General features: G+C 62.4%; 12 protein-coding genes. 1 reads left to right on the top strand and 11 read right to left on the bottom strand.

Translation table 11 applies throughout. The features are described 5' to 3' along the window. From CIT31_RS09920 to CIT31_RS09905, 4 genes are read right to left on the bottom strand one after another with little or no spacing between them, the layout of a single operon-like run. Entirely contained in the window at positions 1 to 978 is a 978-nt protein-coding gene (locus tag CIT31_RS09920) for an ABC transporter permease (RefSeq protein ID WP_095518470.1), read from the bottom strand. A 58-nt stretch (positions 979 to 1,036) separates the two neighbouring features. Continuing rightward, the gene (ggt, locus tag CIT31_RS09915; RefSeq protein ID WP_095518469.1) at positions 1,037 to 2,647 is read right to left on the bottom strand and encodes a gamma-glutamyltransferase; all 1,611 of its coding nucleotides are present in this window, start codon (positions 2,645 to 2,647) and stop codon (positions 1,037 to 1,039) included. Continuing rightward, positions 2,644 to 3,504 carry a hydrolase gene (locus CIT31_RS09910; protein ID WP_095518468.1) on the bottom strand — a complete coding sequence of 287 codons (861 nt, stop codon included), beginning with the start codon at positions 3,502 to 3,504 and terminating at the stop codon, positions 2,644 to 2,646. Before CIT31_RS09910 ends, ggt begins: the two co-directional genes overlap by 4 nt. A gap of 12 nt (positions 3,505 to 3,516) precedes the next feature. Beyond that, a complete protein-coding gene (locus CIT31_RS09905; protein ID WP_095518467.1) occupies positions 3,517 to 5,118 on the bottom strand; it encodes an ABC transporter substrate-binding protein in 1,602 nt (533 codons plus the stop codon). Positions 5,119 to 5,239: 121 nt separating this feature from the next. On the opposite strand from CIT31_RS09905, the gene CIT31_RS09900 reads away from it, so the two are divergent. After that, positions 5,240 to 6,142 (top strand): IclR family transcriptional regulator, encoded by a 903-nt coding sequence (locus CIT31_RS09900; RefSeq protein WP_133116134.1) that lies wholly within the window; start codon positions 5,240 to 5,242, stop codon positions 6,140 to 6,142. A 14-nt stretch (positions 6,143 to 6,156) separates the two neighbouring features. On the opposite strand, the gene CIT31_RS09895 is transcribed toward CIT31_RS09900, so the two are convergent. The 7 genes from CIT31_RS09895 to CIT31_RS09865 form a co-directional block, all read right to left on the bottom strand. Further along, positions 6,157 to 8,013: a CHASE2 domain-containing protein gene (locus tag CIT31_RS09895; protein ID WP_165778397.1), complete on the bottom strand. Its 1,857-nt coding sequence runs from the start codon at positions 8,011 to 8,013 to the stop codon at positions 6,157 to 6,159. An 81-nt stretch (positions 8,014 to 8,094) separates the two neighbouring features. After that, the gene (locus CIT31_RS09890) at positions 8,095 to 8,895 is read right to left on the bottom strand and encodes a FecR family protein (RefSeq protein ID WP_095518464.1); all 801 of its coding nucleotides are present in this window, start codon (positions 8,893 to 8,895) and stop codon (positions 8,095 to 8,097) included. Positions 8,896 to 8,906: 11 nt separating this feature from the next. Continuing rightward, a complete protein-coding gene (locus tag CIT31_RS09885; protein ID WP_095518463.1) occupies positions 8,907 to 10,181 on the bottom strand; it encodes a tetratricopeptide repeat protein in 1,275 nt (424 codons plus the stop codon). 313 nt (positions 10,182 to 10,494) lie between these two features. Then, complete coding sequence (locus CIT31_RS09880) at positions 10,495 to 12,660, bottom strand: SulP family inorganic anion transporter (protein ID WP_165778396.1); 2,166 nt, start codon at positions 12,658 to 12,660, stop codon at positions 10,495 to 10,497. A 124-nt stretch (positions 12,661 to 12,784) separates the two neighbouring features. Beyond that, the gene (locus CIT31_RS09875; protein WP_095518461.1) at positions 12,785 to 13,972 is read right to left on the bottom strand and encodes a magnesium transporter; all 1,188 of its coding nucleotides are present in this window, start codon (positions 13,970 to 13,972) and stop codon (positions 12,785 to 12,787) included. 345 nt (positions 13,973 to 14,317) lie between these two features. Then, positions 14,318 to 15,130: an SDR family NAD(P)-dependent oxidoreductase gene (locus CIT31_RS09870; RefSeq protein ID WP_095518460.1), complete on the bottom strand. Its 813-nt coding sequence runs from the start codon at positions 15,128 to 15,130 to the stop codon at positions 14,318 to 14,320. Beyond that, positions 15,127 to 16,128, bottom strand: coding sequence for a sugar phosphate isomerase/epimerase family protein (locus tag CIT31_RS09865; protein WP_095518459.1), 1,002 nt, complete (start codon positions 16,126 to 16,128; stop codon positions 15,127 to 15,129). The genes CIT31_RS09870 and CIT31_RS09865 overlap by 4 nt, the downstream gene beginning before the upstream one ends. Between the last annotated feature and the right edge of the window lie 14 nt (positions 16,129 to 16,142).

Here is a 16,142-nt window from a genome sequence, read left to right as displayed (position 1 = left end):
TCACGGTCCCTCGCCCTGGAGCCGCACCCGCGGGTCGAGTGCCGTATAGGTCAGGTCGACGACGAGATTGATGATGACGAAGAAGGCGACGGTCGCCATCAGGTATGCGGTGATGATCGGACGGTCGAGCACGTTGATGCTGTCGATGATCAACTTGCCCATGCCAGGCCAGCTGAACACGCTTTCGGTGACAACCGAGAAGGCGACGATCGAGCCGAATTCCAGGCCGATGATGGTCACCACCGGGATCATGATGTTCTTCGAGACGTGGACGCCGATCACGCGCGTTTCTTTGAGGCCCTTGGCCCGTGCGAACTTGACGAAATCGAGCGGCAGGACTTCGGCGACGCCGGCGCGCGTCAGGCGTAGAATGAGGCAGGCGTCGAACAAGGCGAGGTTCACCGCCGGTAGGATCAGGTGGGCAAGGCCGTCTTTGGTCAGGAACGCCCATTGGACGCCGAACAGTTCGGCGGTCTGGCCGCGCCCACCGCTCGGCAACCAGCCGAGTTGCACGCCGAAAAACATGATCAGCACCAGCCCGACCCAGAAGGTCGGCAGCGAGAAGCCGAGGATGCTGACGGTCATGATGACGCGGGTCAAGATGCCGTCCGGCCGCAGCCCGGCATAAAGCCCGAGCGGCACGCCGACGACGATGGCGATGAGGATGGCAGCGACGGCCAGCTCGAGCGTCGCCGGCAGTCGCTCCAGGATCACCCTGATCGCCGGCTCGTTGTAGACGTAGCTCTCGCCAAGGTCGCCATGCAGCGCCGCCCAGAGGAAGCGGAGATACTGCTGCCAAAGCGGCAGGTCGAGCCCGAGTGCCTGAACGACGCGCGCGCGTTCGATCTGATCGGCGTCGGGCGAGATCAGGATGTCGACCGGGTCGCCGATGACGTTGATCGCGATGAAGACGATGACCGTCATGGCTAACATGACCATCACGGCCTGGAGCAGCCGGCGCACGACGGCTGCGGTCATGGCATCGCTCCGCAGCCTGATTGCCGGAAAGGGTCGTCGGTCGTCTGTGCGCGGCACATCACGCCGGCACCGCAATAGCCATGCCGTCGCGCTGCGGATCGGCGCCGCCGCGGCAAACTCCGTCTTCGATCTGGATGCCGTGAAGGGCGGCAAAGGCATAACTTTGCCAGGAGCGCTTCACCTCGTAGCCCCTGCCCTCGACTTCTTCAGTGACATAGCGCGGAATGCGGTTGGAGACGTCGATTGTGTTCGACACCGCCACGATCCGCGGGGCGGCCACCGCTTCCGGCATGTTCATATCGAAATCAATGAGGTTCATCAGGCCCTGCGCCATGGACGGCGCTATATAGCTGCCGCCGGGCGCTCCCATGACGATCACGGGCCGGTCGTCCTTGAAAACGATGGTGGGCGCCGCAGAGCTGGCCCGCCGCTTGCCGGGAGCCAGCGATCCGGCCCTGCCCGGCCTTGGGTCGAAGCGGCTCATTGTTCCGTTGTACATGAAACCCAAGCCATCGGTGATCGCCCCCGACGGACTTCCCAGCGTGTGGGTCAAGGCGACGGCATTACCCTCACGGTCGACCACCGAAATATGGGTCGTCTCGCGCGGCGACCGGTCGTCGACGCGCTCGATCCTGGCGCGCAGCCCAGCCTTGATCTCGGCGGCAAGCCCGCCGCAATAATCGCGGGACAGCAGCTGCCCGACCGGCACGTCAACATAGGCAGGATCGCCGAGGTGGCGGTCCTTGTCGATGGTCATGCGCTTCATCGCCTCTGCCAGCAGGACGATGTGCTCGGCACCGCCATGCTCCATGGCTCCAACATCAAAATGCGCGAGGATGTGGAGCAATTGCAGCATGGATATGCCGCTGGCGGGCGGCGGGCTGGTCGCGATATCGTAGCCGCGATACTCGCCCCAGAGCGGTTGCGCGGTAGAGAGCTCGTAGCACGCCAGATCATCCGTCCCGATGAGACCTCGGTTGGCGGCCATGTCGGCGGCAATTTCTTCGGCGATCTCGCCCTTGTAGAAAATGTCCGGACCGGCCGCCGCGATGCGCTCGAGCGTTTGAGCGAGATCAGTGTTGACGACGACGTCACCTGGCAGCTTCACCGTGCCGTCAGAGCGAAAATAGATTGCGCGCCCCGTGTTGCTGAAGCGCAGCTTGTCAAGTGTCCGCACTTCGCCGGTATCGACGCCGTCCTGCGACCAATACCAGTGGACATGCGGGCGGACCATGAAGCCTCGCCTGGCCTGCGTGGCGGCCGGTGCGACGACGTCGGCCCATTCAAAAGTGCCATATCTCGCCAGCGCCTCGGCATAACCCTTGATACTGCCCGGCGTGCAGACGGCGAGGTAGCCGATCTCGCTGATGCCGCCTTCCAGCAGAAAGGCGAAGCCATCGCGAGACTGGCCGACCAGGAGGTCGGTCCACATTTCGGGCGATGCTTTGAGCGGCGCCCTGGCGTAAAATTCAAGCACCTCATGCACGCCGCGTCGCGGCATGTAGACCTGCATCGAGCCAAACCCCCCGATGCCGGCCATTTGAGGGTCGACGACGCCTTGCATGAAAGCGCAGGCGATCGCCGCATCGACGGCGTTGCCGCCGCGTTTGAGCACCAGCGCGCCCGCCTCGACCGCCTCCGGCTGCGGCGCAACGATCATTGCGTTCATCTTGAGGCGTTCCGTCGTTCCTTGAGCGCCTGGGCCAGGAAATCCTTGACCGGATCGAGAACCGCGTCGCGTTCGTGGGATACCCCGGGCAACAAATCAAAGCGTACGCGCACACCGGCTTCCTCGAACGATCGACACAACGTCCTGAGGCGTTCCGGCCTCGTTTGTCCTGCATCGTTGGCGCCCGGCATCCAATGGGTGCTGCCTTGGACATGCGTGATTTCCCAGGTCTCCAGGTCGGCATCGCCGACGATCATCTGGACCGGCACTTTTGCCAGCGCTGTGGCGTCGAAGGTGATGCCGAACTTCTCCGCCAGGTCGCGAATGCCCACCCACCAGTCCCGCGTGGGATCGAGCAAGGTCACCGAGCCTGGCGCACCGATCGACGCCGCCCAGAGCCTGTCGGGATGGAGGATGGCGAAGCGATGGGTGAAGTGCCCGCCGCCGGAAAATCCGAACATGGCGAAACGGGTCCAGTCCTGACGGTATTTCGCGACGACTTCCTCGACTATGGCGAGCAGCACCTGATCGTAGCGGATGTCGCCCTCGATCATGTATTTGTATCCGCTGCGAGCGTCGTCGCCGAGAACGCCCATTGGAAACACCGGGCACAAGATGGCGCAGTCGTTCCAGCGTCCGAACTCGGCGAACGCGTCGCGGAAACCCAGGAACGAGGTGCGGCCAGTGCCATGGACGGCCACCAGCAGGTCGACTTGGGCGCCTTCCCCAACCGCGGGCGGTACATACAGGCAATAGTGGAAGCGTGGGTCTGATTTGGAAGCAAAGATGGCGGTCGCGCCAAGATCGTATGTAGCGCGACCGCGATCCGCGACGGATCCCGTGGCGATGCTCGTCAAGTCTACAACTCCTTAGACAGTCTTGGCATTCATCGCCAGCGTATACTGGTCGGCCCGCGTCGTGAACTGAAGGTCCTTCCGGGCAGCCACGACGAGGACCTCGTGGTGCATCGGAATCACAGCGACGTCGTTGAAGACGATCTCGCTGAGCTCCGAGAGCATCTTTTCGCGTTTGGCATCGTCCAGCGTCCGCTTCGCCACAGCCAATTTGGCATCGAGATCGGGGTTGGAGTAGCGGCCCGAATTGGCAATACCCATACCGGCATCCGGGTTCTGCGTCGCGACCAGCGCTGTCATCGGGTTCGAGGTTTCGCCCGTGTTGACGCCCCAGGAGTCCAGATTGATGCTGAACTCATGGGCATCCGCCTTGTCGGCATAAACCGACCAGGGCATGACCTCGACGCTGACTTCCAGGCCGATGCGGGAGAACATCTGGGCCACGGCCTGCACGATCTTCGAATCGTTGACGATACGATCATTGGGCCCGTGGATCGTCAGTCGGAAGCCCTCGGGGTAGCCAGCCTCGGCGAGCAGGGCCTTGGCTGTTGCAGCGTCGAATGGAACGGGTTTGATAGCAGCCGAGGTGCCCGGGGCGCCGGCAGGCAGAAACTGCGAAGCGACAATGGCATTGCCCTGCATCAAGCGCTCCACAATGGCGCTGCGGTCGATCGCCATGGACAGCGCCTGCCGCACGCGCAGATCCTTCAGCGGGTTGCGGTCGAGCGGCTTGCCGTCCTTGCCAGTGATGAAGGGCGTGACGTCCCGGAAAGTGTCCAACGAGAAGAAGACGACCCGGCTCGAGACGCCGCGAATGATGTGAAAGCGCTCGTCTTTTTGGACGCGAGCAACACCCTCGTAGGGCACCTGTTCAACGAGATCGAGATCGCCGGCGAGCAGGTTGGCAAGCCGCGCGCCGGCATCGGTGACGATGCGGAGCTCGACGTCCGCCAAAGCAGGCTTCGGTCCCCAGTAGTTTGGATTGGCGGAAAGCGCGACACGGTTGCCGGAAACATATTCCTTCAGCACATACGGGCCCGTGCCGATCGCCGCGGTGCCGTTGTTGAACTGATCGCTAGGGGTATCCTTGAACTTGGCGCGGATGATGCGAATGCGACTGAGGGAGTTGGGCAGAAGCGGCTCCGGCTGTTTGGTTTCGATGAGAAGCTTGCCGGGTTGGGGCGAGGTGATCGAGTTGATGTTGCGCGTGTAGGTCCGGAACGACGCCGTGCTTTCGATGGTGTTGGCCCGGTCGAATGAGACGACGATGTCGTCTACGGTGAGCGGCTCGCCGTCGCTGAAGCGCACGTCGGGCCGCAGGTCGAACTCCCAACGGGTGTCGTCGACCACGCGCCAGGCCGTCGCGAGCCCCGGTCTGGAGATCGATTTTTCGTCGTTGATGACAAGCGTGTCGTAGATGTGGGTGGCAAGCGCGTTGTTCGGCGCATTGCTCTTCAGATGCGGGTCTAGCGTCGTCGGCGGAGCAGCCATGCCGATCCGCAGCTGGCCATTTGCCGCGGCCTGGGCAAGCCCCGTCCAGCTAATGCCTTGCAAGACAGCGGCACCCCCGAGCGCCCATTGCATCAGCGCACGGCGCGATATTGTCCGGTTCATCATTGGTTCTCTCCGTGTCCACTCTGGATAGGTCCGTCGGAGGAGTTCTTTTCTGCTGCCGCTTGCCATCATCGAGCCCAGCCTAGGATCCGCTGACGGTGCCGGCCTCCTTCCTGACGGCGAGTTGAAACTAAAGCTCCTCCGCTTGTCAACACAGATAAACCGTTGTTTCACTAGACGAGACAAATTTTCTCATTTAGGCTTCAGCATGAGAGTTTTGGCGAGGAAACGAGAAATGACCGATCAGGCAGACACCCGGTACACAGTCGATTCCGTCGATCGCGCGATCAGCTTGCTGCAGACTGTGGCCGGAGAGGCCGATCTTGGCGTTTCCGAAATCGCGCGGCGTTCCGGCGACAGCAAGGCACGTGCTTTCCGGCTTTTGCAGACGCTGGTGCGACGCGGTCTGCTGGCGCGGTCATCGGATGGAAAAGGCTATCGCCTCGGCCTCGCCGCGCTGATGCTCGGCCACGCCGCCAGCGAACAGATGGACCTGATCCGCATCGCACACCCTGTTCTGGAAGAACTCGGTCAGGAGATCGGCGAAACCACCCAGCTGCGAATCCGCGATGACCAGGAAAGCCTTTGCGTCGCCAAATGGGAGCCGAAGCGGGACCTTCGTGTCAATGCGATTGTCGGCCGCCGGCGTCCGCTACATGCCGGTTCGAGCAAGGCGTTCCTGGCCCATATGGATGATAAGGAGCGCGAGGCCATTCTTTCCGGCCCGTTGAAGCGCTTCACCAAAAAAACTGTGACCGATCCTCGGCTTCTAAGGGGCGGGCTCGAGCAAATCCGCAAGGCGAAGTTTTTCGTCAGTCGCGGCGAGATCAACGACGATCTGATTTCGATCACCGCACCGGTGTTCGTGGCACCGGGCAAGATAATCGCGGCGCTGAACATCGCTGCCCCGGAAAACCGGGTGCCGGAAGAGCGCATAAGCGAACTGGGCGATATGGTAGCCCGGGCCGCCCATCGTATTTCCGCCGCCCTTGGCTTTCGCTCGCCGGCCAATGAGATGGCGAGTTGAACCGGTGCCAAACATCACACGACTTCCTTGGCGGATTGTGACGAGGGGTGTATCTCCGGAACGGTGAAAATCGACACCTCGCCCTTGAAGCCTTGGAGTTCAAAGGCGCCTGCCTGCACAACCGGCATCGATGCTCCTTGCGCAAATCCGGGACCAAGCACCAGGGGGATCCTCAGCTTTTTGGTGGTTGACTCGAGCCGTGCCGCGCGGTTCACCGGCGAGCCGATCGCGGTGTAATCGAAGCGCCGTTCGGAGCCGAAATTCCCTACGGAGCAGATGCCAGTCTCGATAGCGACGCCGATTTGGATAGAGGGGTGCCCGCGCGCCGTGAACGCCGCGTTTTCGCGCTTCACCCGTTCGATCAGGGCAAGCCCCGCTTCGAGCGCACGCTCGCGATGATCTGGCTGGTCAAGCGGCGCGTTCCAGAAGGCTAGCACGGCATCGCCCATGAACTTATCGATGGTCCCGTCGCGCTTGAGTATCTCATCGGTCGCGAGGCCGAGGAAGTGATTGACCACCTTTGCGATTTCTTGTGCATCGAGTTGTTCGCTCATCGCCGTGAAGCCTCGTATGTCACTCAGCAGGATTGTGATCTCGCGCTTCTCTCCGGACAGGATCGCTTCGGTATCCGAATTTGCGAGGCGCTGCACCACGGAGGGCGACAGATACTGGGAAAACTGCCGTGCCAGGGTGGACCGGCGCTGCTCGCTGCGCCTGTAGAGGACATAGCCTTCGAAGCCTGCTAAGAGGATCGTCGCAAGCGCCGGCTGTAGTGGGTCGTAGAGCTTACCCTGCAGGCTGTATTCGAGAGCGCCGAACGCGAAGGGCGTGGCAACAAGGAGCGCCAGAGCGAGGGCGCCAAGCATGACACGCTGGGCGAGAACTCCCGAAAGTCCGATGAAAACGATGCCACTGAGGACCAACCACAGCCGCTCCAGCGTACGCGCTTGCGTTGGCTCTGCAAGATAGCGCGCGGCAAGCATCTGGCCGATTGCATCAGCGTGGATGTCCACGCCTGGTCGCGCCGGACGCGTCGGGGTTGGCAGGTGCTGCGTCAATCCCACGGCCGACAGGTCGACAATGGCGATGGCGTTCCGCAGCAGCGGATCGCCGCGGCCCGAAAGAATACTACTGGCAGATATGCGCGGCGTATTGGTGTCGGTTTCCCAGAGGCGGATGCTGCCCTGCGGCTCGAGTGGCACGATGGTCCCGGCCATCCTGAGCGCGTCAAACCCGGCGGCATTCATCCGGGCTACGTAGCCGTTCTCTCCGGCGTAGAGGCGCAGGAGTTCGAGCGCGAAGGACGGCCAGAGCTGAACGCCTTGAGCCGTATTTCGGAGCCAGAGCAGCGGCACATGGCGTAGTACGCCGTCGGGATCCGGCAAAGTGCGAATTGCGCCGAGGCCTGCAGCGGCGCTCGAGAAATCCGGAAGCGAGCCTGTCAGGCCGGTGAAGCCAGGAAGCGTCTCGGGTACTTGCCCGACGATCGACCAGCCGGCTTTGGGCTCTGCTTCTGAAACCGTCGCCTCGTTACCCAGGCTGACGGCGAGCGCCGTTCGATTTTTCGCCAGTGCGCTGGCGAGACGCTTGTCTCCGGCGATGCCATCAGGAGAGATGTCAGCCTCGGGCAGCATCAGCGCAAGCCCGATCACCGCCGCACCGGACTCGGCGACTCCATCGACTAGATCGGCCAAAAGGCCACGGTTCCAAGGCCATCGCCCATATGCCTTAAGGCTCGCGTCGTCTATCGAGACTATGACAACAGGATTGCTGGTCGCCTCGCGCGGGGCGAGAAACTGGTAGAAGTCGTACGTACGCTCGCGCAGGCGCGATAGCGGCCCGTCGAAAGCAAAATGGCAAGCGAGCAGCAAGAGTACGACCGCAAGACCAGGTATTTTCCGCCTGGCAGCCCGCCGGCAATCAAGCGAGGGGCTCATGCCGATCGGCCGGGCTTACCGGCAGTCGGGAAAGCAGTCATCATCCTCATCATCCACCCCGCTGCCTACAGGGGGCGTTGAGCTGTCAGGGAATTCCATGGCCACGCCGGGCAACGCGCCGTCGGTGGACTTGCAGGCTTTGAGCGAGTTGCCGAGTGCTGACGCACAAATCGCGCTTACGTTCAGCCCCGGACCCGGTTCGCCTGGCATGCCGGTGCCGGCTATCCGATCGATGCTGTCCAATATCGGGAAGGCGTCGATACCGCCGTAGCCGGTCAGCAGGTTGCCATTGTCCGACGTGCAGGCGTGGCCCGGGTTTGTGATCACGAGCTTGCGACCATTCAACATGCAGGTCATGCGGCCGGCGCGCAGTATGCCGACGGTCTGACCAGCTATCACAAGCACTTCAATGATGCCGCCTCTGGCTCCGAGCACCATGTGTGGCGTCGCAACTTGCATGTCGCCGCCCTTCGAAACCTGACCGCCGTAGAAACGGGCCAGGCCGCTGTTCATCCTGATGTCGATCTTTCCTGATCGGGACCCCGGATCGTAGACGAATTCATCGATCGTCAGGCTGGTGTTCGGACCAATCTTGGCGCTCGACTCGTCCCGGAACACGAGCATTCCCAGACCGGTGATATTGCTGCGCAGTTGGTCGCCGAGTTCGACGGCAGCGCCGACGTTCATCGCCTCGCGGTCATTGCGGATGATGTCGGTCTGGTAGGCCGTCATGGACCCGACCGTTTCAGCGACAGACGGTGCCGCAAAGCCAAGGCAGGCGATACAGGTGGCTATCTGACGATACAGGGTCCTCATCGCGGTCTCTTTCAGTTGAGCGTCAACGTGTAGCTCACGAGCAATTCGAATGAATTTCGGTCGCGGCTAGCGATATCGAAGTCGGTTTCGCGATAGGCGAGGTCGACACTGACCTTCTGCCACTCAGTGAGCTGAAAATCGCTTTCCGAGGCAATGCGCCAGAAGTCGCTTTCTATGTTCGTGCCGATGCCGACGGACAAGTCGGGAGTGTCGCTGTGGCCGGCCGAGACGGCGACCTGGTGAGACCATACGAACAGGTCCGGTACTTCCATCAGCACTCCGCCGTACCGGATCTCGCCCATGTAGCTGTGGCCGATTTCGCCAGATCCGGAGGCGAAGTCATTCGAGCCGACCAGGCGCAATCCGAGCGCCTGGCCATTGCGGAAGCGGTAGCTGCCGCCTGCCTCATAAAAGACCCTGCTATCGGCGAAAATGCCTTGCGAGGCGCTTAGATCGATGTAGCCGCCGCCTGCAAAAAGCGTCGTCTCGACGGTCGGGCGCACAAGAAAGCGTCCACTGAGGCCGATGCCGGTTTCGTGGATATCGCTGTCGAAACGATCTGTAACGGTAAACGCCGAAAGCAGCAGGCGCAGCGAATCGATCCCACTGTTGGGCAGCCCCTTGTCCCAGGTGATCGCGGCGTTGCCGTGGATGAAAGTCTCCTTGCTACCCGGAACCGACAGGTCTGGCGTGAAAAAACGCTGTGTCGCCGTCAACGACCCTGAAAGAACGAGAGCGTCGGCACTTGGCGTGCCGAGGTCCCATCGCACAAAGCCTTCCGCCCGCCCATAGGGCGAGACGAAGCTGTCGTCGTCCTGGGCCCCACCGGGCTCAAAATCGGTGAATGCGCTGAACACGCCGCCGGTCAGGGCGAGTTCCCAGGTGACGCCACGCAACGCGCGCTCGATGCGGGCAAGCAGGCGAACAGCTTCCTGCTGCTCAGCCGCGGACAGGCCCCCGACCTCGATGCCGTACTGCACCTGCCGCCGGGCCAATTCATAGGAGCCGACATGATAGTACAACCGGCTGGCCGCAAGCCGGGCGCGGGCATCGCGGGGATATTTGATGAGATACTGCTCGACCGACGAGATCGCCTGATCGTACTGCCCGGCGTTGACGGCAACCGTGACGAACTGGGCGAGCGTTCCGTTGTCGGCCGGACTGGCGATGCGGGCTGAAAAAGCATCGTCATAGGCCGGATAGAGACCTTGTGCGCCGGCCGGCGATATGCCGGTGCAAAGCAGCGCCGCGGCGAAGCCGAAGATCATTGAAAACGAGGAATGCATGCCGAGAAACCCACCCCAACCCGACTAGTGCAGCGATCTAGCACGCCTGCACGAAAAAAAGCGACAGAACTGGCACAAAACCTTCCGAGTCTTCAGCAGCTGTTGCAGCTGCGCAACAAACTATCGGGTTCATTCGCATTTCGGCTACCCTGATTGGCCAAGCATCTTCTCAGCGTTGCTGGACTTCGAGCAAGTATTCGGTACAAACGGCAACTAAGCCAAATCATAATCAGCCGTGGATCGCGCAGCCGACAAGATCAATATTGTTTGTGCGATTCTGCGCATATCTGGTCGCCGCCTGACGCATCAAGTGTCACATGTAGCTCATCCGAAGGTCTTCCGTCGCGTTGCGCAAGCGGTCGGAGAGCTGGCGGGCGATGCTTCTCAGGACGGCCTGCGCAATGTGCGGCCTAGCCTTTGTTATCTTGTTGAACGCCGACGAGGTCAGCTTATAGGCAACAACATCCTCGTCGGCGATCACGTCCGTCGAGCGTGGTCGCTCGGTCAGGAAACCCATTTCGCCCACTGTGCATCCAGCCCCGATGCTCGCCAGCCGGCGCCGCCCGCCAGGCGTAATTACCCAGACGCTGATACAGCCGCGCGTCAGCATCCACAGTCGGTCCGCCGGATCGCCAGCGCGGCACAGCACTGCGCCCTTCGGGAATTCGACGTGGTCGAGATAGCTCATCAGCACCTTCAAATCTTCCGGCTGCGTGGTCATGCCGAAATCGGTGCGTTCGAGTGGCACCTCTATCACGGAGCGGGCTGCACTGTCGGTCCGCTGCACGATTTCCTCTTCGAAGCGCTCCAGCGCTGTTTCGAGGTCGGGGTAGATATTCGGTCCATTAGGTTGCGACGTGCACTCCTCCAGAACCTGGGCATCCTTGAGGTCACTGAAGAACAACCGCTGACCACGCCTGGCGCACCGAGCGGCGATCTGCTGCAATGTCAATGCGCCGGAGGCGTCGATGTCGCTGAGGGCGCGGAAATCGAGAATGATCACCCGCACGGCGATGGGCAGCCGCTCGATCTCCTCCGCGAGCTCATCGGCATTGCCAAAGAATAGCACCCCCTGCAGCTCGAAGACTGCAAGCTCCCGCTCGTGGGCCGCCAGCAACTCGTTCTGAGCTGTGGAACGGATGCGCCTGGAGCGCGTCTTGCCGACTATCTCCTTTCGCCGCACCACGGGCCGGTTCATTTCGATCATGAAGACGATGCAGGCCAGCGCCACGCCGACCACGGCGCCGACAACGGGTTGGCCAAGCACTGTGGCGAGCGCCACCGTAGCGACTACGCCGATATTGCGCTGTGCCTGGATGCGGCCCGTCGCATCCTTGCCGAAGAGTGCCTGGCGCGCGGTCCGCAGCGCCCAACGGTCTATGGTATTGATGCCGACGAAAACCAGAATGGCGGCCAGCACAACCAGCGGCATCGAGAAGATCAGACCCGGGAACGCAAGGATGGCCGCAAGCAGCACCGCCCGGCTCGCAAATGTCGAGGCGCGCGTGCGCCCACCGGCACGATGGTTGGCGGCAGTCAGCGAGGCTGACGTGGAGACGAACAGCCCGCCCATAATAGGGGAGACAAGGTTGGCGATGCCCAGCCCGACAAGGGCGCGGTCCGGACCGATCTGAATGTCAGCCAGATTGCGCGCCGTGCGCAGGGTGAAGACCGTGTCAAGCGTTCCCACGATCGCCAGGGTCAACGAGCCGGCGATCAGGGTCCACCAGATATCTCCGAACCCGAGCCGGAGTGCGATGGCAGCGTCGTGTAGGCCTATCGGCGCCCAACCGCCCAGATCGATCGTGCCGACAACGGGGCCGAGCTCAATGCCGGGCGCCCACAGACGGGCAGCATGGTAGATCAGATAGCCGATCAGCAGGCCGGCAAGCAGCGCCGGAATCCTGGGTGCATGTCGCGTGATCACCACCATGGTCGCGATCAGCGCAAGACCGAAGGGAAGTCTTGTCAGAGTGGCGAGGCTGAAATCTGCCGCCGCGACCCCACTCCAGGACGAGACCGCGAGAAGCACCGGGGTCTGACTCTTGATGATCAGGATGCCAACGCCCGAGATGAACCCGGCGACAACCGGGTGGGGGGCAAGCTTGACGATTCGGGCGAGTCCGGTCGCCCCGATGAAGATCATCCATAAGCCGGCCAGCATCACGCATCCGACGAAAGCAAGCAGCGCCTGGGTCGTGTTGCCGTCGAGAGCGACGAGCAGGGATCCCAGCAGGCTGGCCTGGATCAGTGAGTTGCTGGGCATGGTCGTCACGAAGGACGACCGTTGAAACACGGAAGCGACGATGCCGCCGACAATGGCCGCGATGACGCCGGCAAGCGCGCCTTCCGCCACCCGATCCTCGCCGAGCGGCGAAAGGGCAAGGACGCCGGAGGAGATGCACATTGGCAGCGCTACGCCAGCCGTCGTCAAACCTGCGGTCAGTTCCTGGGCCAGAACGCCCAGCCCGGCGCTCAAGCGGCGCGCAAAATCCGTCTGTGTCCCAACCTGCTCAACCACCATTCAGAGCCCCTACAACCTCACGGCGGTGATCCCGCCAACGCCATCCTTAATGTCGGCACTCGTCCGCGGCCGCGACCCACTACAGCACGAGCGTAGTGGCCAGCCCCAGCATCAGGCCCATGCCTACAATATCGGTCACCGTGGTAAGGAAGATCGCGGAAGCCACGGCCGGATCGGCGCCGACCCGCCGCAGGCCCAACGGGATCAGCACGCCGGAGATCCCGGACATGAGGCACGATCCGGACATGGCGAGCAGGATCACAAGTGCCAGCATGGGCGCCTGGGATGCCGACTCCGGTTGCTGCGAGGCGTAGAACCACATGGCCGCGGCCGCCACGAGACCGACGAGCAGGCCGTTGGCGATCCCGAGCGCTCCCTCCCTCAGCACCAGGTGCAGCTTCGGTCGTTTGTCCACATCCCCTAAGGCGAGGCCACGCAGCGTAATAGCCAGCGCCTGGCAGCCGGTGTTTCCGCTCTGTCCGGCCAACACCGGGAGGAACGCCGCCAAGGCGACGATCTTCTCGATCGTGCCTGTGAACGAGCCGACCACGAAAGCGGCTATGAAGGCCGTCAGCAGGTTGAGCTGCAGCCACGGATGGCGTTTCAAGAAGGCTGAAAACAGCGGCGTGAAAGAACGCTCCTCCTTCTGGACACCCACCATCTGGCCAGGCTGGGCAGAAATCTCGATGATTTGCTGCTCGAACAGCCGCCAGCCGCGAACCTGCCCGAGCAGCCGGTTCTCCGCGTCCACCACGGGATAGACAGGGTAGTGACGGCGTACCGCCGCCTTGCAGGCTTCGCTCAAAGGCATATCGACGTGAAGGGCGAACGGACTTGCCAGCATGATCTGATCCACCGTCGCGTCGGCCTCGCTCAGCATCAGATCGCGCAAGACCACCAGGCCAACCAGTTTATCGCCATCGTCCGTGATGTAGAGGTAAGTCAACTCGGTCGGCACCTGCGCGCGCCTGACGGCCTCGACCGCGGCGGCTACCGTCGTCCCGACAGCAACGCTGGCGGGGATCGGGTCCATCAGCTCGACGATGGCCTCGGGGATCGCGAGATCCTTTCCGTCGGTATGAGTTTTGATGGGCCTCCTTTGCGGTGGCAAATACTCCGCCACCTTCCGGGCGTGCCTATCCGGTAACAACTCTAGTGCGTCGCGGATGAACTCGGGAGACTCTCGGGCTAGCAATTCAGCCGCGTCGTCAGGTGCTCGAGCACGCAGCGTGCGCACCAACTTCTGAATGTCGTTCTCTTGCCTCATCTGTTCCCCTCTAATGTTGCGCCTCTTGAGCTTAAAGACCGCACCGGTTCGCTCTGCCCAGGCGCACGGTGGCCCAAGCGCCTCGATCCGGAAATCTTCGCCTTCTCAGGGCGCCGAGTAGACCGAACCCAGACAAATCTGAGCCATTGCGTGGGTGCATACAGGCGGGCTGTAACGTCAGCGTGTCGCCAAGAGAATTGTCGTGTTGCCGAAATTCACCGTCGATCCCTGGGCTCCGCGAGCACGTCGCAACCCAGCGGCGAAGTAAGGTCGGCAATGGGCCGTCGTGGCCCTGTTCATTGGGGTGCGCTCAGCCCGACAGTTCGCGGTGTGAACGGCCGCGCTTTAACCTGGGAAGACGGTGAAACCGCCATCGACGCGAATGACCTGCCCATTGATGAAGCGCGCGCGCGGACCGGCGAGGAAGGCGACCGCTTCGGCGATCTCTTCGGGCTCGGCATATCGGTTCAGCGATTTCTTGCTTGAGTCCATACGCTCCGGATCGACGACGCGGCTCGCCTGGAAGCGTGCCGTCTTGGTGGCGCCGGGGCTCACCGCATTGATGCGCACGCCATCGTCGATCAATTCCTTGGCCAGGCAGCGCGTATAATGGACGACGGCAGCCTTAAGCGTGGAGTAGACCACCTCCGGCGAGCATCCAATATGCGCTGCCGCCGAGGCAATGTTGATCACCGAGCCTGAGCCGCGCTTGACCATAGGCGGAATGAACGCCTGGCAGACCAGCATCGTACCGATAAGATTGTTCTCGGTCAGAACCTTGATGTCATCATAGTCGATGTCGAGCGCGTTGTTGGGACTGGGCTTTACCCCCTTGGCGCCGATGTCGCCGCCGGCGCAGTTGACCAGAACATGCACATCGCCGAGGTCCGCCTCGATCTTCCTCTTCATTTCGGCGACGGCTTGCTTGTCGCCGATGTTGCCCGTGACCGCGGTCACTCGTGTCCCATGCTTTTCCAAACCCCTGGCGGATTCGCCGAGGTCTGCGAATTCGCCATATTGGGATGGCCGGGTCCAATCGAGATCGTGAATCGCGACGTTTGCACCAAGTTCGGCCAAGCGTTCGGCCATCACACGGCCGAGGCCGCGTCCCGAGCCAGTCACGAAGGCAGTCAGGCCACTGAGTTCTCGGGCAGTCATGCTGATTTCTCCATTGCAATGAAATCGAACTTCTTCATGTTGGCGGCGCTGCGCCGGATCATGTCGAGCTCATACGAAACGAGCGCGCCGTCATCGTCGCGCTCCCACGGCGTCCGGTAGTCGGCGTCGTCCGCAAGACGGTTCACGCGCGCAGCACTCAGGCAGGCCGCGAACTCGCGCGCGGTCTTCGGCGCATATCCGTTCCACCAGTCGTCGGTGAGACAGCGAACGTGACGGGCCTCCAGCGCGCCTGGCTCGAGCACGGCCGTCAGCGTATCATGGTGCTCGGCGAGGATGGCTGCCAGTTCGGCGAATGGCACGGCGCCATCGCCGATCGCGCAGCGGACCAGACGGTAGCCCTCATCCGTGAACTGCACGCGATAGTCCTTGAGGTGAACGTGGCGGACATGCGGCGCGATCCGCCGGGTGAAGGAAAGCGGTGCCTCGCCGACAGGGAACGCGTTGCCTGTATCGTAGGTGATGCCCACACCGGGCCCGCCGAGTTCGCAGAACGCGACCAGTTCGTCGCTGCCGAAATCCTGATGGTTCTCGATGCCGAGCACGCGGCCCTCAGCCGCCGCACGCGGTCCCCATTCCGTCAAGGCAGCGCGGATCGTCGCGTTGAACCCGCTCCATTTCGCGCCCCAGACGTTGCGGTCGCCGCACAGGACTGGGGTCAGTGCGATACGGATCGTTGTCGCCTCGAGCAGGCGCGCAGCCCGAAATGCGTTGTGCAACGGACCTGCCACGAGAAGTCCGCCACTTACCACCGGGACGATGTCTAGCGCGGTCAGACGCCTGCGCAGGTCGACGACCTCGGCGTCCGGCAAATCGGTCAACCACGGTTCGTAGATCTCGAGCGTGCGTGCGCCGAGTTCCTGCGCGAGCGCTATGAAGCCTTCCAGCCCCGCCCCATCCGGATTGTGCCGCGGCGTACCGCGGCCCTGCAAGCCGAGATGGTAGGTCAGTCCGTAAGGATTGAGGCCGAGACGAAGCATCAATTTGGTAGTCC

This window comes from Mesorhizobium wenxiniae, assembly GCF_002284535.1.
Taxonomy (GTDB): domain Bacteria; phylum Pseudomonadota; class Alphaproteobacteria; order Rhizobiales; family Rhizobiaceae; genus Mesorhizobium; species Mesorhizobium wenxiniae.
This window is presented reverse-complemented; position numbering and strand designations above follow the sequence as displayed.

Bases quoted from the DNA above. Each gene is read 5' to 3' on its own strand.
- CIT31_RS09920 (WP_095518470.1), bottom strand. From the start codon at position 978: ATGACCGCAGCCGTCGTGCGCCGGCTGCTCCAGGCCGTGATGGTCATG.
- ggt (WP_095518469.1), bottom strand. From the start codon at position 2,647: ATGAACGCAATGATCGTTGCGCCGCAGCCGGAGGCGGTCGAGGCGGGC.
- CIT31_RS09905 (WP_095518467.1), bottom strand. From the start codon at position 5,118: ATGATGAACCGGACAATATCGCGCCGTGCGCTGATGCAATGGGCGCTC.
- CIT31_RS09890 (WP_095518464.1), bottom strand. From the start codon at position 8,895: ATGAGGACCCTGTATCGTCAGATAGCCACCTGTATCGCCTGCCTTGGC.
- CIT31_RS09885 (WP_095518463.1), bottom strand. From the start codon at position 10,181: ATGCATTCCTCGTTTTCAATGATCTTCGGCTTCGCCGCGGCGCTGCTT.
- CIT31_RS09875 (WP_095518461.1), bottom strand. From the start codon at position 13,972: ATGAGGCAAGAGAACGACATTCAGAAGTTGGTGCGCACGCTGCGTGCT.
- CIT31_RS09870 (WP_095518460.1), bottom strand. From the start codon at position 15,130: ATGACTGCCCGAGAACTCAGTGGCCTGACTGCCTTCGTGACTGGCTCG.
- CIT31_RS09865 (WP_095518459.1), bottom strand. From the start codon at position 16,128: ATGCTTCGTCTCGGCCTCAATCCTTACGGACTGACCTACCATCTCGGC.